At 72.9% G+C, this 20694-nt stretch carries 21 protein-coding genes and 1 pseudogene; 12 read left to right on the top strand and 10 right to left on the bottom strand.

Annotated features, from left to right (window positions below):
• Nucleotides 1-34: 34 nt before the first annotated feature.
• The 5 genes from D7M15_RS04045 to amaP all read left to right on the top strand — a co-directional run bounded on the left by D7M15_RS04045 (nt 35) and on the right by amaP (nt 2420).
• Complete coding sequence (locus D7M15_RS04045; RefSeq protein WP_121516220.1) at nt 35-550, top strand: Asp23/Gls24 family envelope stress response protein; 516 nt, start codon at nt 35-37, stop codon at nt 548-550.
• A 31-nt stretch (nt 551-581) separates the two neighbouring features.
• Nucleotides 582-785, top strand: coding sequence for a hypothetical protein (locus tag D7M15_RS04040; RefSeq protein WP_121516219.1), 204 nt, complete (start codon nt 582-584; stop codon nt 783-785).
• An 8-nt stretch (nt 786-793) separates the two neighbouring features.
• Nucleotides 794-1150: a hypothetical protein gene (locus tag D7M15_RS04035; RefSeq protein ID WP_240649119.1), complete on the top strand. Its 357-nt coding sequence runs from the start codon at nt 794-796 to the stop codon at nt 1148-1150.
• Nucleotides 1151-1218: 68 nt separating this feature from the next.
• A complete protein-coding gene (locus tag D7M15_RS04030) occupies nt 1219-1812 on the top strand; it encodes a DUF6286 domain-containing protein (protein ID WP_240649571.1) in 594 nt (197 codons plus the stop codon).
• Nucleotides 1813-1814: 2 nt separating this feature from the next.
• The gene (gene amaP / locus D7M15_RS04025) at nt 1815-2420 is read left to right on the top strand and encodes an alkaline shock response membrane anchor protein AmaP (RefSeq protein ID WP_206337452.1); all 606 of its coding nucleotides are present in this window, start codon (nt 1815-1817) and stop codon (nt 2418-2420) included.
• 120 nt (nt 2421-2540) lie between these two features.
• Here the strand turns inward: amaP and D7M15_RS04020 are convergent, their stop codons facing one another.
• From D7M15_RS04020 to D7M15_RS04010, 3 genes are all read right to left on the bottom strand, one after another.
• On the bottom strand, nt 2541-3296 hold the full coding sequence (locus D7M15_RS04020; RefSeq protein ID WP_121516216.1) for an SDR family oxidoreductase: 756 nt from the start codon (nt 3294-3296) through the stop codon (nt 2541-2543).
• A gap of 89 nt (nt 3297-3385) precedes the next feature.
• A complete protein-coding gene (locus tag D7M15_RS04015) occupies nt 3386-4312 on the bottom strand; it encodes an SURF1 family protein (protein WP_121520174.1) in 927 nt (308 codons plus the stop codon).
• A gap of 32 nt (nt 4313-4344) precedes the next feature.
• Nucleotides 4345-5325 carry a DEDDh family exonuclease gene (locus D7M15_RS04010; RefSeq protein WP_121516215.1) on the bottom strand — a complete coding sequence of 327 codons (981 nt, stop codon included), beginning with the start codon at nt 5323-5325 and terminating at the stop codon, nt 4345-4347.
• Between the two features lie 277 nt (nt 5326-5602).
• On the opposite strand from D7M15_RS04010, the gene D7M15_RS04005 reads away from it, so the two are divergent.
• Nucleotides 5603-6592, top strand: coding sequence for a sterol desaturase family protein (locus D7M15_RS04005; protein ID WP_121516214.1), 990 nt, complete (start codon nt 5603-5605; stop codon nt 6590-6592).
• Nucleotides 6593-6619: 27 nt separating this feature from the next.
• On the opposite strand, the gene D7M15_RS04000 is transcribed toward D7M15_RS04005, so the two are convergent.
• A complete protein-coding gene (locus tag D7M15_RS04000; RefSeq protein WP_121516213.1) occupies nt 6620-8182 on the bottom strand; it encodes a S8 family serine peptidase in 1563 nt (520 codons plus the stop codon).
• Nucleotides 8183-8421: 239 nt separating this feature from the next.
• On the opposite strand from D7M15_RS04000, the gene D7M15_RS03995 reads away from it, so the two are divergent.
• From D7M15_RS03995 to moaA, 3 genes are all read left to right on the top strand, one after another.
• Nucleotides 8422-8769 carry a DUF485 domain-containing protein gene (locus D7M15_RS03995; RefSeq protein WP_121516212.1) on the top strand — a complete coding sequence of 116 codons (348 nt, stop codon included), beginning with the start codon at nt 8422-8424 and terminating at the stop codon, nt 8767-8769.
• Nucleotides 8766-10391 carry a cation acetate symporter gene (locus tag D7M15_RS03990; RefSeq protein ID WP_121516211.1) on the top strand — a complete coding sequence of 542 codons (1626 nt, stop codon included), beginning with the start codon at nt 8766-8768 and terminating at the stop codon, nt 10389-10391. The genes D7M15_RS03995 and D7M15_RS03990 overlap by 4 nt, the downstream gene beginning before the upstream one ends.
• A gap of 168 nt (nt 10392-10559) precedes the next feature.
• Entirely contained in the window at nt 10560-11549 is a 990-nt protein-coding gene (moaA, locus tag D7M15_RS03985) for a GTP 3',8-cyclase MoaA (protein ID WP_121516210.1), read from the top strand.
• Between the two features lie 105 nt (nt 11550-11654).
• On the opposite strand, the gene D7M15_RS03980 is transcribed toward moaA, so the two are convergent.
• Nucleotides 11655-11894, bottom strand: coding sequence for a hypothetical protein (locus D7M15_RS03980; RefSeq protein WP_121516209.1), 240 nt, complete (start codon nt 11892-11894; stop codon nt 11655-11657).
• Nucleotides 11895-12078: 184 nt separating this feature from the next.
• Entirely contained in the window at nt 12079-12489 is a 411-nt protein-coding gene (locus D7M15_RS03975) for a DUF3099 domain-containing protein (protein ID WP_121520172.1), read from the bottom strand.
• A gap of 237 nt (nt 12490-12726) precedes the next feature.
• On the opposite strand from D7M15_RS03975, the gene D7M15_RS03970 reads away from it, so the two are divergent.
• Complete coding sequence (locus D7M15_RS03970; RefSeq protein WP_121516208.1) at nt 12727-13014, top strand: GlsB/YeaQ/YmgE family stress response membrane protein; 288 nt, start codon at nt 12727-12729, stop codon at nt 13012-13014.
• 171 nt (nt 13015-13185) lie between these two features.
• Here the strand turns inward: D7M15_RS03970 and D7M15_RS03965 are convergent, their stop codons facing one another.
• Together D7M15_RS03965 and D7M15_RS03960 are read right to left on the bottom strand one after the other, a co-directional pair.
• Nucleotides 13186-14568 (bottom strand): metallopeptidase TldD-related protein, encoded by a 1383-nt coding sequence (locus tag D7M15_RS03965; RefSeq protein WP_121516207.1) that lies wholly within the window; start codon nt 14566-14568, stop codon nt 13186-13188.
• Complete coding sequence (locus tag D7M15_RS03960) at nt 14565-16148, bottom strand: TldD/PmbA family protein (RefSeq protein WP_121516206.1); 1584 nt, start codon at nt 16146-16148, stop codon at nt 14565-14567. The genes D7M15_RS03965 and D7M15_RS03960 overlap by 4 nt, the downstream gene beginning before the upstream one ends.
• A gap of 243 nt (nt 16149-16391) precedes the next feature.
• On the opposite strand from D7M15_RS03960, the gene D7M15_RS03955 reads away from it, so the two are divergent.
• Complete coding sequence (locus D7M15_RS03955; RefSeq protein WP_121516205.1) at nt 16392-17117, top strand: class I SAM-dependent methyltransferase; 726 nt, start codon at nt 16392-16394, stop codon at nt 17115-17117.
• Between the two features lie 81 nt (nt 17118-17198).
• Nucleotides 17199-17690, top strand: a complete 492-nt coding sequence (locus tag D7M15_RS03950; RefSeq protein WP_121516204.1) for an SRPBCC domain-containing protein — start codon at nt 17199-17201, stop codon at nt 17688-17690.
• Between the two features lie 358 nt (nt 17691-18048).
• Here the strand turns inward: D7M15_RS03950 and D7M15_RS03945 are convergent, their stop codons facing one another.
• Nucleotides 18049-19596 carry a carboxylesterase family protein gene (locus D7M15_RS03945; RefSeq protein ID WP_121516203.1) on the bottom strand — a complete coding sequence of 516 codons (1548 nt, stop codon included), beginning with the start codon at nt 19594-19596 and terminating at the stop codon, nt 18049-18051.
• Nucleotides 19593-20531 (bottom strand): annotated as a pseudogene (locus D7M15_RS03940) (MBL fold metallo-hydrolase). Before D7M15_RS03940 ends, D7M15_RS03945 begins: the two are co-directional and overlap by 4 nt.
• Nucleotides 20532-20694: the final 163 nt, after the last annotated feature.

Genomic DNA, 20694 nt, shown 5'->3' with positions numbered 1-20694 from the left:
CATGTCCCCGAAAGCCTCTCAGAGAGGTGACGCCATGTCCGAGACCGCACAGCGCAAGGCCACGGAGAGCGGCAGCTCCGCCACGGCCTCCGACCTCAACACCAGGAAGAACCTCGGCGGTTCCGACGAGCAGGGAGCCTACGCCGACCGCGGTCCCGCCGACCGCGGCCGTACGACCATCGACGACGGCGTCGTCGAGAAGATCGCCGGACTCGCCGCCCGCGACGTCGTCGGCGTGCACGCCATGGGCAGCGGCCTGGCCCGTACCTTCGGCGCCGTACGCGACCGGGTGCCCGGCGGCACCAAGTCGGTGGCGCGGGGCGTGAAGGCGGAGGTCGGGGAGGTGCAGACGGCCCTGGACCTGGAGATCGTCGTGGAGTACGGCGTCTCGATCACCGACGTCACCCGTTCCGTACGCGAGAACGTGATCGCCGCGACCGAGCGCATGACCGGCCTGGAGGTGGTCGAGGTGAACATCTCCGTCAGCGACGTGAAGTTGCCGGACGAGGAGGACGACGACGACGGGTCGGGCAGACCGGCGCTCCAGTAGCGTCGAGCCCCCACGAGTGGAGGAGCGCAGCATGAGCATGGCCGTGGTCGGCTTGATCGCAGGGATGGCGTTGGGCTTCGCCGGATACTTCGGCGGCTTCGGGGCCTTCCTGCTGGTGGCGGCGCTCGGCGCCGTCGGGTTCGTCGCGGGGCGGGTGCTGGAGGGCGACCTGGAGTTGGGCGACTTCCTCCGGCCGGGCGGCGGCGGGGGCGACGGCCGCCGCCGCCCGCGGTGACCGGGTCCGTGGCCGCGGACGGGCGCGGCGCGCTCCGTATCGCGGACCGGGTGGTCGAGAAGGTCGCGGCGCAGGCCGCGCGGGAGGCGCTGCGCTCCGGTCCGGAAGCGGCCGGGCCGGGGCGCGGCGGCGGGCGGGCGGCCCCGTCGGCGTCCGTCGCCGTACGGGGGAACGCCGCCCGGGTCCGGGTCTCCCTGACCCTCGGCTATCCCTCCGACATCGGGGCGCAGTGCGGCGCGGTGCGTCGGCATGTCGCTTTGCGGGTAAGGGAATTGGTCGGCATGGAAGTGCCGGAAGTGGCCGTGGGAGTCGAGCGGCTGCACTCCCCGCACCTGGACGGCGAGGCCCTCGGGAGGCTCCGGTGAGCGACCACGGCAGCGACGACACCCAGCGCGCCCCCACGCTGGAACAGGCACCCCCGCCCGACGACCCGCTGGAGCAGTCCGCGTCCACCGCCGCGTACGCCTCCACCCAGCCGCGCGGCACCCGCGCCGACCGCTTCTGGTCGGCGCGCCGGGTGCCCGCGGGGGTCGTCGCGGTGCTGCTGCTGGGGGCGGTCGGGCTGCTGCTCTACGACCTGCTGTCCGTACGGGCCGACCGCCCGGCCATGGCCTGGCGCCGTACGCTCGCCGACGAGCTGGCGACCAGGCCGCTGGACGACGTGTGGGTACGGGTCGGTGCCTGCGCCGCCGTGCTGCTGGGGTTGTGGCTGCTGGCGCTGGCCGTGACGCCGGGGCTGCGCGGCCTGCTGACGATGCGTACGGACACCGGGGACGTACGTGCCGCGCTGGAGCGGTCCGCCGCCGCGCTCGTCCTGCGGGACCGCGCGATGGAGGTGCCCGGGGTGCGGTCCGTACGGGTCCGGGTCGGCCGCCGCCGCGTCCGCGCGCGTGCCGAGGCGCACTTCCGCGACCTGGACGAGGTGCGCGGGGACCTGGACATGGCGCTGGAGGACGGGATCGGGCAGCTGGGACTGGTACGCCAGCCCGCGCTGTCCGTGGCCGTCCGGCGAGGGGGAAGGAGATGACGGTGGGTGCCGTGCTGCGGGTCGTCAACCGCGTACTGACCGGGCTGGCCGGTCTGCTGCTGCTCGCCGCGGGTCTCGCGGCGCTCGCCGGGGGCCTCGACCTCCAGCGCCGCTGGGGTTACGACCTCGGGTCCCGCTGGCGCTGGTCCGCCCCCGACGACGTGCTGCTGGCCGACGCCGACCGGACCCGGTGGCGCGCGGAGGACTGGTGGTGGCCGACCGTTCTCGCGGTGCTGGGCCTGCTGCTCGTGCTGCTGCTGTGGTGGCTCGTCGCCCAACTGCGGCAGCGCAGGCTGGGCGAGGTGCTGGTGGAGAGCGGCGACGGCGAGGGCGCGCTGCTGCGCGGGCGGGCGCTGGAGGGCGTACTGGCCGCCGAGGCGGAGAGCCTGACCGGCGTCGACCGCGCGCGCGTGGCACTGAGCGGGCGGCGTACGGAGCCGCGCGCGCGGGTGACGCTCGCGCTGGCCGCGCACGCGGAGCCGGTGGAGGCGCTGGACCGGCTGCGTACGGAGGCGCTGGCGCACGCGCGGGACTCGGCGGGGCTCGCCGCGCTCCCGGCGGAGGTGCGGCTGCGGTCCGTACGGCACCGGGCGGAACGCGTCAGCTGAGGAGTCCCGTGCGCGGGGCACGCGCGGGTGAGGGGCGTACCGGTGAGGGGCGCGTGTCCCACGGCACGCGCGTCGGAAACCGCGTGCGTCGGAAGCCGCGTGCGTCGGAAGCCGCGTGCGTCAGAAGCCGCGCGCGGCGCCGCCGTCGACCGGGAGCATCACGCCGGTGAGGTACGAGGCGGCGGGGGAGAGCAGGAACGCGGCCGTGCGCCCGAACTCCTCCGGCGTCCCGTAGCGCCGCAACGGGATGGCGGCGGACTGCCGTTCGCGGGCGGCGTCCGCGTCGCCGGAGAGCGCGTCCAGCTCGCGCACCCGGTCGGTGTCGATACGGGACGGCAGCAGCCCGACGACGCGGATGCCGCGCGGGCCGACCTCGTCGGCCAGGGTCTTGGCGAAGCCCGCGAGGCCGGGGCGCAGGCCGTTGGAGACGGCGAGCCCGGCGATCGGCTCGTACACGGAGGCGGACAGCACCAGGCCGATCACACCGCCCTCGCCCAGCTCGGCCGCGGCGGTGCGGGCGAGCCGTACGGCACCGAGGAACACGGACTCGAAGGCGGTCTGCCACTGCGCGTCGGTGATCGCCTCGTTGGGGCCCGCGGGCGGGCCGCCGACGCTGATCAGTACGCCGTCGAGGCGCCCGAAGCGGTCGCGTGCCGTCTCGACGAGGCGGGCGGCGGTGCCGGGGTCGGCGTTGTCGGCGGCAACCCCGGCGGCGTTCGGGCCGAGGCGGGCGGCGGCGTCGGCCGCCGCCCGCTCCGTACGGCCGGTGAGCAGCACCCTGGCGCCGTCGTCGGTGAGCGCGCGGGCGGCGGCGAAGCCGAGGCCGCGGGTGGCGCCGGTGACGATGTGGACGCGGTCCTTCAGGCCGAGGTCCATGCGGTGCCCCTTCTCGTCGTGTTCGGTGCGTCGTGTTCGGTACGTGGTCGTCGTGCGCGGTGGCGGACGCGGTGCGGGTGCGCGGGGCCTCAGTCCCCGACGGCGGCCCGGTCCCGGTCGGGCCGCGCGGGCGCCGCGTCCGCTGCCTCACCCGCGTCGGCGTCCGCGTCGGTGGCCGGTGCCGGGTCCGTCCCCGGCGCCGGTCCGTCGGGCCCGCCGCCGCCCGGCCCACCCGCGTCGGGCGGGTCCCCGGCGGCCAGGGCCGCACGCCGGTCGCCCAGCTCGCGCCGGACGAGGATCCCCCAGCCGACCGGCACCGCCGCGGTGAACAGCCACCACTGCACGGCGTACGCCATGTGCGGCCCGATGCTGCCGTGGTCCGGCTCCGGCAGCCGCTCCGGCTGCTCGCCGCGCGGCTCGGGCGCGGTCTCCGTCAGTTGTACGTACCCGCGGAGCACCGGCCGGCCCAGCGCCTCCGCCTGCCGCTCGCCGTTGATCAGCATCACCTGGCGGTCGGGCAGCCCCGGCTTGTCCTTGATGCCGCTGCTCGCCGTCGTCTCGTCCGCCATCATGCGCCCGGTGACGGTGACGCGCCCCTCGGGCGCCGCGGGCACCTTCGGGAAGCGGGTCAGGTCGCCGCCCGCCGCGATCCAGCCGCGGTTGACCAGGACGGCCGTGCCGTCCGCCCGGACGAGCGGGGTGACCACGAAGTAGCCGATGGACTGGGAGTCGGACGCGGTGCGCTGCCGTACGACGACCTCGTGCGCCGTGTCGTACGTGCCCTGCGCCGTCACCGTGCGGAACCGTACGTCGTCGTCGGGGCCCCGGTCGGTACCGGTCAGTTCGGTGACCGGGACGGCGGGGGCGGAGAGGCTGGCGGAGATCAGGTCGTTGTGCGCGACCCGTGCCTCGTGCCGGTGGAGCTGCCAGAACCCCAGCTCGATCATCGCGGGGATCAGCGCGAGGCCGAGGAGGGTGAGGCACACCCACTGCCGGGACAACAGGAAGCGGTACACGCCGATCGACGTTACCCCCACCGCCCCCGCCGCTACGCCGCGGGGGCCACGTCCCGCAGCAGGTGCGTGAACGCCGCTTCGTCGAGGACCGGCGTGCCGTACGCCCGCGCCTTCACGATCTTCGACGTGATCGCGTCCGGGTCGTTGGTGACGACGAGGCTGGTGAGCCGCGAGACGCTGGTCGCGATGTGCAGCCCGGCGTCGATGGCCTGGTCCTCCAGCCGCTCCCGCTCCACCGAGGTGTCCCCGGAGATCGCCACCCGCATGCCCTGCACGAGCGGCCCGCCCGGCTCGTACCGCCCCGGGTTCGGGTACGGGCACGGCGGGCGCTTCCGCGACACGTGCCAGCCGCCGTGCGCGTGCTGGCAGGCCAGCAGCGGCAGTCGGATGCCGCGCCGCGCGGCCGTGTGCAGGCTCGGCCGGAACGTCTCGGCCAGCACCCGCGCGTCGTCCAGCGCGTGGTGCGCGCGGCGCTGCGTCACGCCGTAGTGCGCGGCGAGCGACTCCAGCTTGTGGTTGGGCAGCGGGAGCGCCAGCTCCTTGGAGAGCGCGATGGTGCACAGCCGCTGCCGTACGGGCGCGGTGCGCTGGGCGCGGGTGTACTCCCGGGCGATCATCGACCAGTCGAACAGCGCGTTGTGCGCGACCAGCACGCGGCCGCGCAGCCGGTCCGCGAAGTCGTCGGCGATGTCGGTGAACAGCGGGGCGTCGGCGAGCACTTCGGCGGTCAGGCCGTGGATCCACGTGGGGCCGGGGTCGCGCAGCGGGTTGACCGGGGTGTACCAGTGGTCCTCCACGGCGCCCCTGGCGTCCAGTTGGTAGACACCGGCGGAGACTATGCGGTCGCCCGGCGCGAGCCCGGTGGTCTCCACGTCGACCACCGCGTATCCCTCGGGGTAGCCCGAGGGCCAGGGGGCGCGGTGGTCCTCTTCGGCGTCAACAGCGAACGGCTGCGCGGGAATGCGCGCTCCCGCAGCCCCCTCTTTGTGACGTGCCGTCTGGTCTTCGAGCATGGTCCAGAAGGATACGGGCCACCACTGACAGCGCCCGACTGCCCGCTCCGCGCGCGGTGTTGCGGGCTCCGGCGCGCAAGTGCCCACGGGCGCCGGGCGGAAGGGGCCCGGCGCGCGTACGTGGGGCGCGTACGGTCCCGCGTGTCGCGGAGGGGCGGGGGAGCGGGCCGGGGGGAGTCGGGCGGGGGAGCCGGTCGGGGGCGGCCACCCCGAACCGTTTCTTACTTATGAGTAACAACCCCTGTTCCCCGGCCGTCCGCCCGCTTACCGTGCTGGCATGACCGTGAACCTTCCTGACGTCGTCCTGTGGTCGATCCCCGCGTTCGTGCTGCTCGGTGTGGTCGAGATGGTCAGCTACCACTTCCACCCCGACGAGGACGCCGCCGGCTACGAGACCAGGGACGCCACCACGAGTGTCACGATGGGGCTCGGCAGCCTCGTGTTCGACGTGATCTGGAAGATCCCGATCGTGGCGATCTACGCGGCCGTCTACGAGCTGACGCCGCTGGAGATCCCCGTCACGTGGTGGACGCTCGCGCTGATGCTGCTCGCGCAGGACTTCTGCTACTACTGGTCGCACCGCGGACACCACGTCATCCGCATCCTGTGGGCGTGCCACGTGGTGCACCACTCCAGCCGGAAGTTCAACCTCACCACCGCGCTCCGGCAGCCCTGGACGAGCCTCAGCGTCTGGCCGTTCTACCTGCCGCTGATCGTCCTCGGCGTGCACCCGGCGGCGCTCGCGTTCCTGTCCTCGGTGAACCTCGTCTACCAGTTCTGGATACACACCGAGCGGATCGGGAAGCTGCACCCGGCCTTCGAGTACGTGTTCAACACCCCCTCGCACCACCGCGTGCACCACGCCTCCCAGGGCGGTTACCTGGACCGGAACTTCGGCGGCATCCTCATCGTGTGGGACCGGATGTTCGGCTCGTTCACGCCGGAGACGGAGAGCTGCCGCTTCGGGCTGACGAAGAACATCGACACGTACAACCCGCTGCGCGTCGCCACCCACGAGTACGCGGCCATCGGGCGCGACCTGCGCGCCGCGGGCAGCTGGTCGGAGCGCTTCGGGCGGGTGCTGCGCGGCCCCGGCTGGCAGCCCGCGACGGCGGTGGCGGGTGCCGCGGGCGGGCCCGGCGCGGCGCCCCTCGCGGAGCCGCGCGCCGTGGAGGCGCCGTCCCCGCGGCGGCCGTCCCCGGAACCGCCGACGGCCGGTCCGTCCGCCGGGAGGGCGGAGGGACCGGCCGTCGCGGAGACGCCGTAGCGCCCCCGTGTCAGTGCGGTGCCGTGGTCACTTCTTCACGGCGTCCAGCGCGTCCACGATGCCGTAGCCGTAGAAGCTGTTGATCTTGGCGTGGCCCGCGCACTCCGCGTCGACCTCGCCGTCACCGTCGGGGTCGTACGGCTCGGTCGGGCAACCGGGGTTGTCCGCCCACGCCTTGAGGCGCCACTGGATCTCCTGCGGCGTCGCCTTCGGGTGCTGCGCCTTGACCAGGGCGGCCACGCCCGCGACGTGCGGACCGGCCATCGAGGTGCCCTGGAGGTAGGCGTAGTCGCCGCCCGGCATGGTGGAGAGGATGCCGCCGTTCTTGGCGTCACCGCCCGGCACCTGGTAGCGGTCGCCGCCCGGCGCCGCGACGTCGATGACGTCCGCGCCGTAGTTGGAGTAGTACGACTTCAGCGCGTCCGAGCCGGTCGCCGACACCGTGACGACGCCCGGCAGCTGCGCGGGCACGTCCAGGCACTCGGCCGGGTCGATGGTCCGCTCCGCCGGGGTGGTGTCGTTCGGGCTGGAGTCGTCGAGGATCTCGTCCGCGGCGAGGTCGTGGCTGGAGTTGCCCGCGGACGCGACGTTGAGCACGCCCTTCTTCTCCGCGTACTTGGCCGCGCGTCCGACGGCCTCGGCTATCGCCGCCTGGTCGGCCTGGTCCGGGCAGTTGTAGAGCCACGGGTCCGTGTAGTAGCTGTTGTTGGTCACCTCGACGCCGTGGTCGGCGGCGAAGGTGAACGCGCAGACGACGGCCTCCGCGTAGAACAGGCTGGTCTCCTGCTCCGACACCTTGATGGACGCCACCTTGGTGCCGGGCGCGACACCCGTGATGCCCACGTCGTTGCGGGGCGCCGCGACGGTGCCCGCGACGTGCGTGCCGTGGTAGCTGCCGCCCTCCTCGTACGGGCGCCACGCGCCCTTGCTGGTGTCGGGCGTGCCGCCGACGCAGCTCGCGGACTGGTTCGCCGCGAAGTTCGGCTTCAGGTCGGGGTGGGTGTCGTCCACGCCGGTGTCGATGACCGCGACGGTGACCTTCTTGCTGCCCTGGCTGACCCGGTGCGCCTTGTCGGCCTTGATCGCCGGGATGTCCCACTGGAGGGACTCCAGCGGCTCCTTCTTGCCCGCGGCGGCACCCGCGCGCGCGGTCTGCCCGTTCTTCGCGGCCAGCTTCGCGGCCGTGCCCTCCGGGTCCTTGAGGTACTCCGGCTTGCCCACGTCCGTGGTGGACGCGGAGGCCAGCGGCGCCGTACGGGTCGCGCCCGCGGAGTCGACGCCCTCGACCGCGCGCAGGGTCTCGCCGAACTCCGGGTTGGCGGAGTGGGCGACGACGACGCCGATCTTCTTGTGCGTGGTGACGACGGTGCCGTCGGCCGCCTTGACGGCCTTCTTGACCCGCTTGAGGGTGGCGGCGTCCGTGTCGGTGTTGACGACGTAGCTGAGCTGTTCGCCGTCGGCGGCCGCGGTGTCCGAGGTGTCCTGCGCGAGGGCCGTGCTGACACCGGGCAGTACGGCGAGGCTCGCCGTGAGCGCCAGTCCGAGCGGCAGCACGAGGGCGCGCCGCCGTCTGTAGGGCTGTGAGTCCATGGATTCTCCATGTCCGTTCGTATGTGCCTAGAGATGACGGAAGTTAACCCTGATGTGTACTGGTCAGCAATGGGAGTCCGGCAAACGCGGCGGAATCACTCAGGCTCCTCCGCTTTTCAACTACCGCCCCCTGTTCTGCGCGGCGCCGCCCCTTTACGATGCGCGGACGGTACGGCTGGATGTGATCCACGCCATACTGTCGCCCCTCATTCCTCTGTCTGGATCTGTCTGGAGTCGCCGTGGGCACCGCGCCACAGGAAGCGAGCTCCGGTCCACCCGCGGGCCGGAACTACACGGAGGTGCAACAGAGCGCCGAGTTCGGTGAACTGCGCCGGGCTCACCGCTCGTTCGCCTTCCCCGTCACCGTCGGGTTCGTCGTCTGGTACTTCCTCTACGTCCTGCTGTCCAACTACGCGGGCGACTTCATGGGCACGAAGGTCGTCGGCAACGTCAACATCGCCTTCGTCTTCGGGATCGCCCAGTTCGTGAGCACGTTCCTGATCGCCTGGTGGTACTCGCGGCACGCCGCGGACAGGATCGACCCGAAGGCCGAGGCCATCAAGAAGCGTCTGGAGGAAGAGGCGTGAGCTCCCTCGTACAGCTGGCCGCCGACGACGCCGGCGAGCACCGCACCCTGATCATCACGCTGTTCTCCGTCTTCGTCGCCGCCACCCTCGGCGTCACCGTCTGGGCCGGACGGCGTACGAAGGACGCCACCGACTTCTACGCGGGCGGGCGCTCGTTCACCGGCTTCCAGAACGGGCTGGCGATCTCCGGCGACTACATGTCGGCGGCGTCCTTCCTGGGCATCGCCGGACTCATCGCCCTCTCCGGCTACGACGGGTTCCTCTACTCGATCGGCTTCCTCGTCGCCTGGCTCATCGCCCTGCTGCTGGTGGCCGAACCGCTGCGCAACTCCGGCCGGTTCACCATGGGCGACGTCCTCGCGTACCGCATGCGGCAGCGCCCGGTGCGTACGGCCGCGGGCGTGTCCACGATCGTGGTGTCCATCTTCTACCTGCTGGCGCAGATGGTCGGCGCCGGTGCGCTGGTCGCCCTGCTGCTCGGGGTGTCGGGGGACGTCGGCAAGAACGTCATCGTGGCGATCGTCGGCATCGTGATGATCCTCTACGTCACCATCGGCGGCATGAAGGGCACCACCTGGGTGCAGATGATCAAGGCGTGCCTGCTGATCGCGGGCACCCTGCTGATCACGATCCTGGTGATGGCCAAGTACAACTTCAACATCTCCAGCCTGCTCGGCGCCGCGGCCGACAACAGCGGGAAGGGCGCCGCCTTCCTCGAACCGGGCCTCAAGTACGGCGTCACCACCACCTCGAAGATCGACTTCATCTCGTTGGGCATGGCCCTGGTCCTCGGCACCGCCGGACTGCCGCACATCCTCGTGCGCTTCTACACGGTGCCGACCGCGAAGGTCGCCCGTAAGTCGGTGAACTGGGCCATCGGCATCATCGGCGTCTTCTACCTGATGACCATCGCCCTCGGCTTCGGCGCCGCCGCGCTGCTGACCCCGAAGGAGATCACCGAGTCCGACGCCGCGGGCAACACCGCCGCACCCCTGCTCGCCCAGGAGATCGGCGGCGGCGCCGACTCGACCGGAGGCGCGACGCTGCTCGCACTGATCTCCGCGGTCGCCTTCGCCACCATCCTCGCGGTGGTCGCGGGGCTGACGCTGGCGTCCTCGTCGTCGTTCGCGCACGACCTGTACGCGAACGTGATCCGCCGGGGCAACGCCACGGAGAAGGAGGAGGTACGGGCCGCGCGGCTGGCGGCCGTGGCGATCGGCGCGGTGGCGATCGTGCTCGGCATCTTCGCCGGGAAGCTGAACGTCGCCTTCCTGGTGGCCCTCGCCTTCGCGGTCGCCGCGTCGGCGAACCTGCCGACGCTGCTCTACAGCCTCTTCTGGAAACGGTTCAACACGCGGGGCTCGCTCTGGTCGATCTACGGCGGCCTGTTCTCGTCCGTGTTCCTCGTGTTCTTCTCGCCGGTCGTCTCCGGCGAGGAGTCCTCGATGTTCTCCGGCGTGGACTTCCAGTGGTTCCCGCTCAGCAACCCGGGCCTGATCTCCATCCCGCTGGGCTTCCTGCTCGGCTGGCTGGGCACGGTGCTGTCCGCGCCGGAGGACCCGGACGGCTCGAAGTACGCGGAGCTGGAGGTGCGTTCCCTGACGGGCAAGGGCGCGCACTGACCGCGCCGTACCACCGGGAAGGGGGCGCGGGCCCGTGGCCCGCGCCCCCTGCGCGTACCCGCCGGTGCGGGGCGGTGCCGCGCGTACGTGAATTCAACAGCCTGTTGAATGTCGGTGCGGTCCCGTACGCTTCAAAGGACTTGAGGCAATCGTGGGAAGGCCGCCAGCATGCTGCTCGACACCTACGGCCGCGTCGCCACCGATCTGCGCGTGTCGCTCACCGACCGTTGCAACCTGCGCTGCACGTACTGCATGCCGGAGGAGGGCCTCCAGTGGCTCGCCAAGCCGGACCTGCTCACGGACGACGAGATCGTCCGGCTCGTCCACGTCGCCGTGACCCGGCTCGGCGTCGAGGAGGTGCGCTTCACCGGCGGTGAGCCGCTGCTCCGGCCCGGCCTGGTCGGCATCGTCGAGCGCTGCGCGGCGCTGGAGCCGCGCCCCCGGATATCCCTCACGACGAACGGCATCGGCCTGGAGCGTACGGCGGAGGCGCTGCACGCCGCCGGGCTCGACCGTGTCAACGTCTCGCTCGACACCCTGCGCCCCGAGGTGTTCCAGCGGATGACCCGCCGCAAGCGCCACGCCGACGTGCTGCGCGGCATGGCCGCGGCCCGCGCCGCCGGGCTGACCCCCGTCAAGGTCAACTCGGTGCTGATGCCGGGGCTCAACGACGACGAGGCGCCCGACCTGCTCGCCTGGGCCATGGAGCACGAGTACGAGCTGCGCTTCATCGAGCAGATGCCGCTGGACGCCCAGCACGGCTGGCAGCGCGACGGCATGATCACCGCCGGTGACATCCTGGAGTCCCTGCGCACCCGCTTCACGCTCACCCCCGAGGGCGAGGACGAGCGCGGCTCGTCGCCCGCCGAGCGCTGGGTCGTGGACGGCGGTCCGCACCGTGTCGGCGTCATCGCGTCCGTCACGCGCCCGTTCTGCGGCGCCTGCGACCGCACCCGGCTCACGGCCGACGGGCAGGTGCGCACCTGCCTCTTCGCCCGCGAGGAGTCCGACCTGCGCGGCGCCCTGCGGGACGGTGCGAGCGACGCCGAGCTGGCGCGCCGCTGGGAGGTCGCCATGTGGGGCAAGAAGGCGGGGGCGGGCATCGACGACCCGTCGTTCGTCCAGCCGGACCGGCCCATGTCGGCCATCGGCGGCTGAGCCGGCGCCGGTCGGAGCCGCTCGGCGCCGGAGGAGCGGCGGGGGAGCGGCGGGAGTGCGGCGGCGGTCCCCGTCGGGCCCGCCCGGCCGTACCGCCGCCCCCGTTCAGCCGTCTTCCCCCTGCTCCCACTCGGCGAGCGGCACCACGTCCTTGAGGAAGCCGCGCATCCCGAGGAACGACGACAGGTGCTCGCGGTGCTCGTCGCACGCCACCCATGTCTTGCGCCGGTCCGGCGTGTGCAGCTTGGGGTTGTTCCAGGCGAGGACCCAGCGGGCGGGCGCACGGCAGCCCTTGGCGGAACAGATCGGGGAGTCGGGGTCTGCTGAGGGGATCACGTCACCCATCCAACACCCGCGCCCGTGCACATGGCGACGCCGGGCAGCCACGGGGGGAGCCGCCCGGCGTCGGTCCGTCGCTCCGACGGGGGATGCGGAGCGCCCCAGAAGTATGGCACGCGAGACCCGGCGCGGTGCACCGGAACTGCACTATTACTCTGAGCTTTTCCTGAGCTTTCTGCTCAGCCCCAGCTCAACGTCGTTCGTCCGGAGGGGTGTTGGGCCGCTCCCCGGGCCCGTCCGCGTGTCGCGGGCCGTCGGTCCGCCCCCGCAGGGGCTCCTCCCGCTCCGGTTCCGCTTGGTGCCGGACGCCGTCCAGCGCCGGGCGTACGGGAGCGGGTACGTACGTCGACGGGAGCGAAGGGGCGTTCTCCCGGCCCGCGTTGGCGATCACCACCGCGACGTACGGCAGACCCGCGCCGAGCACCAACGTCACCACGGCCAGCGGGCGCTGCACGTTCCACAGCAGGACCGTCGCGAGGACGGCGGCGGTGCGGACCAGCATGGAGACGACGTAACGGCGCTGCCGGGCGCGGACGTCGTCCGCCAGCCCCTGGCGTGCTCCGGTGATCCGGAAGACCTCCGGTTCCCGCTGCTTCCGCATCGCTTCCACCACCCGCTGCCGCGCCGGTCACAGGACGTCGCCGGACCCCTCCACGGTACGCCGCCGGAACGTCCCGGCGGCCAGCGGGTCGGACCCCACGAGGGCGTGACACAGCTGCGCCCCACGGCGTAGGCGCGTCTCCACCATGCGACGTAGGCCCGTTCGTACGACACTGGCGAGGGACGCGCACGTACACCGTGGGTGCGCGCGAGGCCCACCGGAACTCGGAGGCGAGACATGAACTGGTTGTGGGCGATCCTGGTCGGTCTGGTGCTGGGCGTCCTCGCCCGGGCCATCCTGCCGGGCAAACAGGACATCCCGATCTGGCTGACCGCGATCTTCGGCATCCTGGGCAGTGTCCTGGGCAACGCCGTGGCGGGCTGGGTGGGCGTCGACGACACCAAGGGCATCGACTGGATGCGGCACGTGCTGCAACTGGTGGGCGCGGTGGTGGTGGTCGGCATCGGCACGCCCCTGTGGGCGATGGTCAAGGGAAAGGGCAAACGCGCGACCCGCGGGACCTGAGCGGCCCCCGCGCGGGGCGGTGCCGGAGGACATCCGGTGCCGCCCCGCGCGCGTGCGCCCCCGCGGCCGTACGCGCGCCGCTCCCGGCCCGTACGCGCCCCCGGCGCCACGGGGACCCAGCCGTGGCCGTACGCGCCCGCAGGGGGCCGCCCGTACGGCCGTACGCCGCCGTCAGACCCCCGGGCTGACCGAGCTCATGTTGAAGTCCGGCACCCGCAGCGCGGGCATCGAGGCGCGCGTGAACCAGTCGGACCACTCGCGCGGCAGCGTCCGCTCGCTCCGCCCGGCCTCCGTGACGCGGCCGAGGAGGTCGACGGGCGACTCGTTGAAGCGGAAGTTGTTCACGGCGCCCGTCACCTCGCCGTCCTCCACCAGGTAGACGCCGTCCCGGGTCAGCCCCGTCAGCAGCAGCGTCGCCGGGTCGACCTCGCGGATGTACCAGAGGCAGGTCAGCAGCAGCCCGCGCCGGGTGCCCGCGACCATCTCGTCCAGCGAAGCGGTGCCGCCGCCGTCCAGCACCAGGTTGTCCACCGTCGGCGCCACCGGCAGGCCGGTCAGCTCCGCGCTGTGCCGGGTCGTGGGCAGGTGCGCCAGTTCGCCGTCGCGCACCCAGTCGGTGGCCGTCAGCGGCAGCCCGTTGTCGAAGACGGACGCGTCGTCCCCCGACTCGTGCGCCACCACGAACGGCGCGCACTCCAGCCCCGGCGCCGACGGGTCGCTGCGCAGCGTCAGCGGCAGCCCGGACAGCCGCTCGCCCACGCGCGTACGCCCGCCGGGGCGGCTGAAGACCGTGCGGCCCTCCGCCGCGTCCCGCGCCCCCGACGACCACAACTGGTAGATCAGCAGGTCCGCGACGGCCGTCGGCGGCAGCAGCGTCTCGTACCGCCCGGCGGGCAGCTCCACCTGCCGGGCGGCCCAGCCGAGGCGGCGGGTCAGCTCCGCGTCCAGCGCGGCCGGGTCGACGTCGGTGAAGTCCCGCGTGTGGCGCCCGGCCCACGCGGACCGCGTACGCCCCTCCGACTTGGCGTTCAGCTCGACCGTGCCGGTCGGCTGGTCGTGCCGCAGCCGCAGCCCGGTGGACGTGCCGAGGTACGTGGAGACCACCTCGTGGTGCGCGAAGCCGAACAGCTCCCGCCCCTCCGCGCCCGCCCGCGCGAAGCACTCCCCGAGGGCGGGCGCGAACGACGCGTACACCTCCGGCGACGTCCCCGCCGGTGCCGCCGCGAACTCCGCCGACTCCGGTACGCCCGACACCAGCGGCCGCGCGTCCTCGGCCGGTCCGCCCGTACGCGCCGCCTCCTCCGCCGCCCGTACCAGCGGCTCCAGTTCGTCCGCCGTGACCGCCGACCGCGACACCACGCCCGACGCGGTGCCCTCCCGACCCGCGACCGTGGCGACGACCGTCAGGGACCGGCCCTGCGTGACGCCGTTCGTGGTCAGGGCGTTGGCCGCCCACCGCAGGTTCGCCGTCGACCGCTCCTGCGCGATCACCACGCAGCCGTCCGCGCGGGACAGCTCCAGCGCCCGTTCGACGATCTCGTGCGGCTCGCTCATCGCCCGGCCTCCTGGGTGGTGTTGAGGATGTTCACGCCGCGGAAGCGCGCCGCGGGGCAGCCGTGCGAGACGGCGGCGACCTGGCCGGGCTGCGCCTTGCCGCAGTTGAACGCGCCGCCGAGCACGTACGTCCCGGGGCCGCCCACGGCGTCCATGGAGCCCCAGAAATCGGTGGTGGTGGCCTGGTACGCGACGTCGCGGAGCTGTCCGGCGAGCTTCCCGTTCCTGATCCGGTGGAAGCGCTGGGCGGTGAACTGGAAGTTGTGGCGCTGCATGTCGATCGACCAGGACCGGTCGCCCACCACGTACACGCCGTCCTCCACCCCGCCGATCAGGTCGTCGACGGACGGGTCGCCCTCCGGTGCGGGCAGCAGCGACACGTTCGCCATCCGCTGCACCGGGACGTGGCCGGGGGAGTCCGCGTAGGCGCAGCCGTTGGAGCGGCCGAGACCGGTGAGCTTCGCGATGCGCCGGTCGAGCTGGTAGCCGACGAGGGTGCCGTTGCGTACGAGGTCCCAGGACTGGGCCTCGACGCCCTCGTCGTCGAACCCGACGGTGGCCAGGCCGTGTTCGGTGGTGCGGTCACCGGTGACGTTCATCAGCTCCGAGCCGTAGCGGAGCGTGCCGAGCCGGTCGAAGGTGGCGAACGAGGTGCCCGCGTACGCCGCCTCGTAGCCCAGCGCGCGGTCCAGTTCGGTCGCGTGGCCGACGGACTCGTGGATCGTCAGCCATAGATTCGAAGGCTCCACCACGAGGTCGTACGTGCCCGGTTCGACGCTCGGCGCCCGCATCTTCTCCGCGAGATGGCCGGGGATCGCCGCCAGTTCGGCGTCCCAGTCCCAGCCCGTGCCCCGCAGGTACTCCCAGCCGCGGCCGACCGGCGGCGCGAGCGTGCGCATCGAGTCGAAGGCGCCGTCGTCGGCCACCGACACGGCGGTGAGCTGCGGGTGGACGCGGACGCGCTGCTGGGTGGTGACGGTGCCGGAGGTGTCGGCGTAGAACTTGTTCTCCCGCACGGTCATCAGCGTCGCGTCCACGTGGCTGACCCCGTCGGCGCGCAGCAGCCGCGCGCTCCACTCCGCCAGCAGCCCCGTCTTCTCCGCGTCCGGCACGTCGAACGGGTCCACCTCGTACGACGACACCCACGTCCGTTCACCGTGCGACGGCTCGTCGGCCAGCTCCACCCGCTCGTCCGACCGCGCGGCCGCGATCACCCGCGCCGACAGCTTCGCCATCTCCACGGCCCGGGTCGCGACCCGCGCCGCCGCGTCCATCGTGAGGTCGACGCCGGAGGCGAAGCCCCAGGCGCCGCGGTGCACGACGCGTACGGCGTAACCCGCGTCGGTGGTGTCCGAGCCGCCGCCCGTACGGGCGTCCCGCAGGCGCCAGGTGGCGCCGCGCACGCGCTCCAGCCGGAAGTCGGCGTGCTCCGCGCCGAGGGCCTTGGCGCGCGCGAGGGCGGCGTCCGCGAGCGCGCGCAACGGGAGGGCGAGGAACGCCGGATCGACCTCGTGCGCGTGCGGCGGAGTCGGCCCGTGCGCCTGCGGACGGCCCTGCGGATGCCCCTGCGTCTGCGCCATGGGCGCCTCCCTGTCGTGACGGCCAGGCCCCTGTCGTGACGCTGCTGCGGTGACGGCCCGGCCTCGGATGATTCCACACGGCCCGCACCCCGGCCGAGGGTTTCCCCGGCCCGCGTTTTGCCGGTACGGCAACGGGGTTTGTCGCACCGTCCGGGCCGCCCGACGATGGATCGGACCGGGCCGTACGGGCAGTCGGCACGTACGGCGCGGCGTCACGTATCCGCAGGCGACAGGGGCAGGACGATGGACGGACAGCGGGAACCACGGGACGACGGGCGGGCCGCGCAGGGGAGTCGGGGGCACGACGGCGATCGGGGACACGATGGCGGTCGCGGGCACCACGGCCTCACGAACGCCGAGCAGTGGGACACCCGCTACCGCGACAGCGACCGCGTCTGGAGCGGCGAACCGAACACCGCGCTCGTCCGGGAGACCGCCGACCTGGCTCCCGGCCGCGCCCTCGACCTCGGGTGCGGCGAGGGCGGCGACGCCATCTGGCTGGCCCGGCGCGGCTGGCACGTGACCGCCGCCGACTTCTCGTCGGTCGCCCTCGAACGCGCCGCCCGGCACGCGGCCGAGGCGGGCGTACCGGCGGAGCGGCTGGACTGGCAGCGGCACGACCTCGGACAGACCTTCCCGGAGGGCGAGTTCGACCTCGTCTCGGCGCACTTCCTGCACAGCTACGACGACATGCCGGGCGCCCGCATCCTGCGTTCCGCGGTCACGGCCGTCGCGCCCGGCGGGGTGCTGCTCGTCGTCGGGCACTCCGGCCGGCCCTCCTGGGACCCCGACCCGCGGCCCGGCATCCGCTTCCCCGCGCCGGAGGAGGTGCTCGCGGGACTCGAACTCCCGGAAGGGGTCTGGGAGGTGCTCCGCTGCGAGAACTACGAACGAATTCAGCCGAGTCCCGACGGGCAGACCGGTACGCGTACGGACAACACGGTCAAGGTTCGACGGCCGAGAGTCTGACATCTAGTGGATGACCTTGGATTTGCTGGTAAGACTGGGTCCGTCCCGTCGGACCAAACAATTCTGAAGGAGCAAGTACCGATGACGATACGTAACCTCGGCGACGACACCACCACCCTGACCGCCGAGGGGACCCAGCTGAAGCTGGAGCGTCCGATCGACGCGCCCCGCTCCGCTGTCTGGGCGGCGCTCACGTCCGCCGAGCACATCCCGTCCTGGATGGGCCCGCGCAACACGACGGCCAAGGTCGGCGAGAACGACGTGAAGGTCGGCGGCAAGTGGTCCGTCACCCCCGCCGCCGAGCAGGGCAGCGACGTCGTGCTGAGCGGTGAGTTCAAGGAGATCGTGGAGAACGAGAAGATCGTTCGCACGTCCGTCTCCTCCAGCGACCCCCAGAGCAACGAGGCCACGGAGACCATCATCCTGGTGGACAACGGCGGCAAGACCACGCTGAAGTACGAGATCCAGGTCGTTTCGGCCGAGGCTCTCGACGGCGCCATCGAGTACGGCATGCCGAAGGCCCTCATCGAGCAGATCGACCGCCTCGCGGAGCTCGCGCCCAAGCTGGGCTGACGCCTGTTCGGGTCGCAAATCTCCAGGTAGTACAGGTAGTACCGAGCAACACCCGCAGTAACCAGGTTCGCGGAGCGCCGAGGTCAGTGACCATCACGGTCAGGCGCCCCACGGGCCGGCCGGCCCCGCGCCGGCGCACCGGACGTCTGCGTTCCGGTGTTCCCGTCCCGCCCACGGACATCCGGAGCACCGAGCGCTGTGCCCGATCAGCCACTGAAGTGCCACTCAGCCACTGAAGTACGGCAGTCGTCCAACGAGGAGACGGGTCTCGCCGCCGACGCACCGCATCGGCAGGTCGGCGGCGAGACCCGGGTCCGTCACCCCTCTCAGCCCCGCCGCCCCGAAGGCTCGGTCAGCGCTACCACGCCCGCCGTTCCGCACCGTAAGGGTCGTCGGCCAGACCCCATTCCGCGCCGATGCGCATCGTCGTCCGCCGGTCGTCGTCGTACGCCGCCCAGCCCGGGTTGCCGCTCGCGGCGAACCGCACCCAGGCGGCGTGCATCCGGGCGGCCAGCTCCCGCGGAGGCTCCCCCGGCCCGAGCAGCGCGTTCTCGCCCCGCAGCTCCGGTAGGTGCGTGACGTCGAAGACGAACGGCAGCTCTGTGCCGTGCGTGGCGCCCAACGCGCCGCCGAGCGCCGGCGACCGCCAGGTGAACTCGTAGCGGAAGGTCGCCCCGGCCCTCGTGTCACCTGCCTCGGCCGGTCGTGGCTCCGTGACCCGCCTCCGTCCCCGCCGGCCGGCGTGAGCCGAGGCCAGCGCCCAGGTCCCCGCGCCGAACAGCGCGTCGCCCAGCACGGCGGCCCGCAGCGCCCCGTGCGAGGCCCCGGGGCGTGCCGTGCGGTACGCCGCCACCAGGGCCGCCGGGTCCGGGTGCGACCGGGCGGCCGTAGTGAGGACGTCCGCCTCCGTCGAGGCCGCGTACGCGCCGGAGGGCACCAGGTAGAGGTTGCCCTCCTCGGAGTTGGTGCCGATCAGCAGATCCACTCCGTTTCCCCGCCCCACGGCGACGGCCTCCGCCGGCTGCGTGCCGAGGACCGGAGCGAACGGGCTGAGCCCGGCCAGCGGGTCGGTGTGCGTCAGGGTCCGTAGGTCGATGCCCGCCACCTGGCCCGCCGCCTCGACGAGGCGTGCGTCCGGCAGCTCCGCGAAGTCCTCGAAGCGCGGCTCCCGTCCGGACGCGATTCCCAGCGCGCCCGCCACCGCCGCCGTGACCCGGGCGGCCTGCTCCGGAGAGAACGCGCCCAGCCCGCTGCCGCTCTGGACGATCGCCCGTCGGAACAACCCCGCGGCGTCCGGTGCGGCGAGCGCGGCGGCGACGAGGGTGGCACCGGCCGACTGGCCGAACAGCGTCACGCGGTCCGGGTCGCCGCCGAACGCGCCGATGTTCGCGCGTACCCAGCGCAGCGCGGCGACGACGTCCAGCAGGCCGCGGTTCGCGGGCGCCCCGCGCACGTCGAGAAAACCGGCCGCCCCGAGGCGGTAGTTGAGAGTCACCAGCACGACGCCGTCCCGGGCGAAGGCGCTGCCGTCGTACAGCGGTGCCCGCGTCGAGCCGGACACGAATCCGCCCCCGTGCACGAACACCATGACGGGCAAACCGCCGTCGGCCGTCGCCGGGGTGTGCACGTCGACGGTGAGGTAGTCGTCGCCTCGGTGCCAGCCGCCGCCGAAGTAGGGCGACATGTCGATCCGGCCGAGCGAGCGGGTGCCCTGCGGCGCGTTCGGGCCCGGCGCGGTGGCGTCCCGTACGCCGTCCCACCGTGCGTGAGGGCGCGGGGCGGCGAAGCGTGCGGCACCGGTGGGAGGGGCGGCGTACGGGATGTTCCGGAACACGGCGGTGTCGGCCGGACGCAGGCCGCGCACGGCCCCCGACTCCGTGGCCACCACGGGTCCGCGCCCGTTCACGCGCCCACTCCCTCTGCCGTGGCGCCGGCCGGGGTGTACGGCGCGAACGGCGCCCACTCCCGGATCGCGAACCGGTTGCCCTCGCGGGCGACTTCGGCGGCGCCGTGCCCGCCGAGGTGCGCCGGTACGAGCAGCGCGTTCCGGTCAGCGGCCCAGCCCAGGAGCCTGCGGCGGGTGGCGCGGGCACCGGCCGGGTCCTCGCAGAAGCAGCTGTTCGCGTCCGGTGCCACGATCTGCGCCGGGCTGTGCAGCAGGTCGCCGACGAACACGGCCCGGTCGCCTCCCGAGTCCAGCTTCAGCACCGCCGATCCGGGGGTGTGCCCTGGTGCGGGTTCGAGCCACAGGTCGCGGTCGATCCTGTGGCCGTCCTCCCACAGGAGCACCTGCCCGGCCTCGTACACGGGGGCGACGCTGTCCTCGAAGACGTTCTGGTTGCCGCGTCCTCGCCCCGGATCGTGGCCGTTGAGCGGATTCCAGAAGTCGAAGTCGTCCTTCGGGATCAGGTACGTGGCATGAGGGAAGGTCGGCACCCAGCTGCGGCCCTCCAGCCGGGTGTTCCAGCCGACATGGTCGACGTGGAGATGGGTGTTGACCACGAGGTCCACGTCCTCGGGCTGGACACCGGCCCGCGCGAGGTTGTCCAGGAAGTCCGTGTCGAGTCGGCTCCAGACCGGCGCGTACGGGCGCTCCTTGTGGTTCCCGACACCGGTGTCCACGAGGATCGTCCGATCCCCGCTGCGCAGCACCCAGGTCTGGATCGCGGCGTTGACGACGTGAGTCACGGGGTCGAGGAAGTCCGGGACGAGCCAGTCGGCGTTCGCCTCCCACTCCTCCTGCGTCACGTCCGGGAAGAACGTTCCCTACGTCAGGCCGACGGGCCCGTAGTACTCCTGTACCCGGGTGACCGTGACGTCCCCGAGCGTGATCTGGTCCATGATTGCTCCTCCATGGGTCCGGCGGACCGCGCCTCCCGCGGTTCCGCGCGCCTTCCTGGTAGGTAGGCCGACGGGGAGCGCGTCCGGTATCCGTCAGACGACTGCACCGCGGGCGGTCGCACCGGGCGCGTGCCACGTACGGGCGTGGGCCGTTCCCTCCGAC

Origin of the sequence: Streptomyces sp. Z26 (genome assembly GCF_003665095.1) — a bacterium.
GTDB classification, from domain to species: domain Bacteria; phylum Actinomycetota; class Actinomycetes; order Streptomycetales; family Streptomycetaceae; genus Streptomyces; species Streptomyces phytohabitans.
Note: the sequence above shows the minus strand (reverse complement) of the source record. Positions and strands in the feature narration are given on the sequence as shown.

Excerpts from the sequence above, each read along its gene's own strand:
- D7M15_RS04045 (WP_121516220.1), top strand. The coding sequence starts at position 35 with ATGTCCGAGACCGCACAGCGCAAGGCCACGGAGAGCGGCAGCTCCGCC.
- D7M15_RS04040 (WP_121516219.1), top strand. The coding sequence starts at position 582 with ATGAGCATGGCCGTGGTCGGCTTGATCGCAGGGATGGCGTTGGGCTTC.
- D7M15_RS04020 (WP_121516216.1), bottom strand. The coding sequence starts at position 3,296 with ATGGACCTCGGCCTGAAGGACCGCGTCCACATCGTCACCGGCGCCACC.
- D7M15_RS04010 (WP_121516215.1), bottom strand. The coding sequence starts at position 5,325 with ATGCTCGAAGACCAGACGGCACGTCACAAAGAGGGGGCTGCGGGAGCG.
- D7M15_RS04005 (WP_121516214.1), top strand. The coding sequence starts at position 5,603 with ATGACCGTGAACCTTCCTGACGTCGTCCTGTGGTCGATCCCCGCGTTC.
- D7M15_RS04000 (WP_121516213.1), bottom strand. The coding sequence starts at position 8,182 with ATGGACTCACAGCCCTACAGACGGCGGCGCGCCCTCGTGCTGCCGCTC.
- moaA (WP_121516210.1), top strand. The coding sequence starts at position 10,560 with ATGCTGCTCGACACCTACGGCCGCGTCGCCACCGATCTGCGCGTGTCG.
- D7M15_RS03980 (WP_121516209.1), bottom strand. The coding sequence starts at position 11,894 with ATGGGTGACGTGATCCCCTCAGCAGACCCCGACTCCCCGATCTGTTCC.
- D7M15_RS03975 (WP_121520172.1), bottom strand. The coding sequence starts at position 12,489 with ATGCGGAAGCAGCGGGAACCGGAGGTCTTCCGGATCACCGGAGCACGC.
- D7M15_RS03970 (WP_121516208.1), top strand. The coding sequence starts at position 12,727 with ATGAACTGGTTGTGGGCGATCCTGGTCGGTCTGGTGCTGGGCGTCCTC.
- D7M15_RS03965 (WP_121516207.1), bottom strand. The coding sequence starts at position 14,568 with ATGAGCGAGCCGCACGAGATCGTCGAACGGGCGCTGGAGCTGTCCCGC.
- D7M15_RS03960 (WP_121516206.1), bottom strand. The coding sequence starts at position 16,148 with ATGGCGCAGACGCAGGGGCATCCGCAGGGCCGTCCGCAGGCGCACGGG.
- D7M15_RS03955 (WP_121516205.1), top strand. The coding sequence starts at position 16,392 with ATGGACGGACAGCGGGAACCACGGGACGACGGGCGGGCCGCGCAGGGG.
- D7M15_RS03950 (WP_121516204.1), top strand. The coding sequence starts at position 17,199 with ATGACGATACGTAACCTCGGCGACGACACCACCACCCTGACCGCCGAG.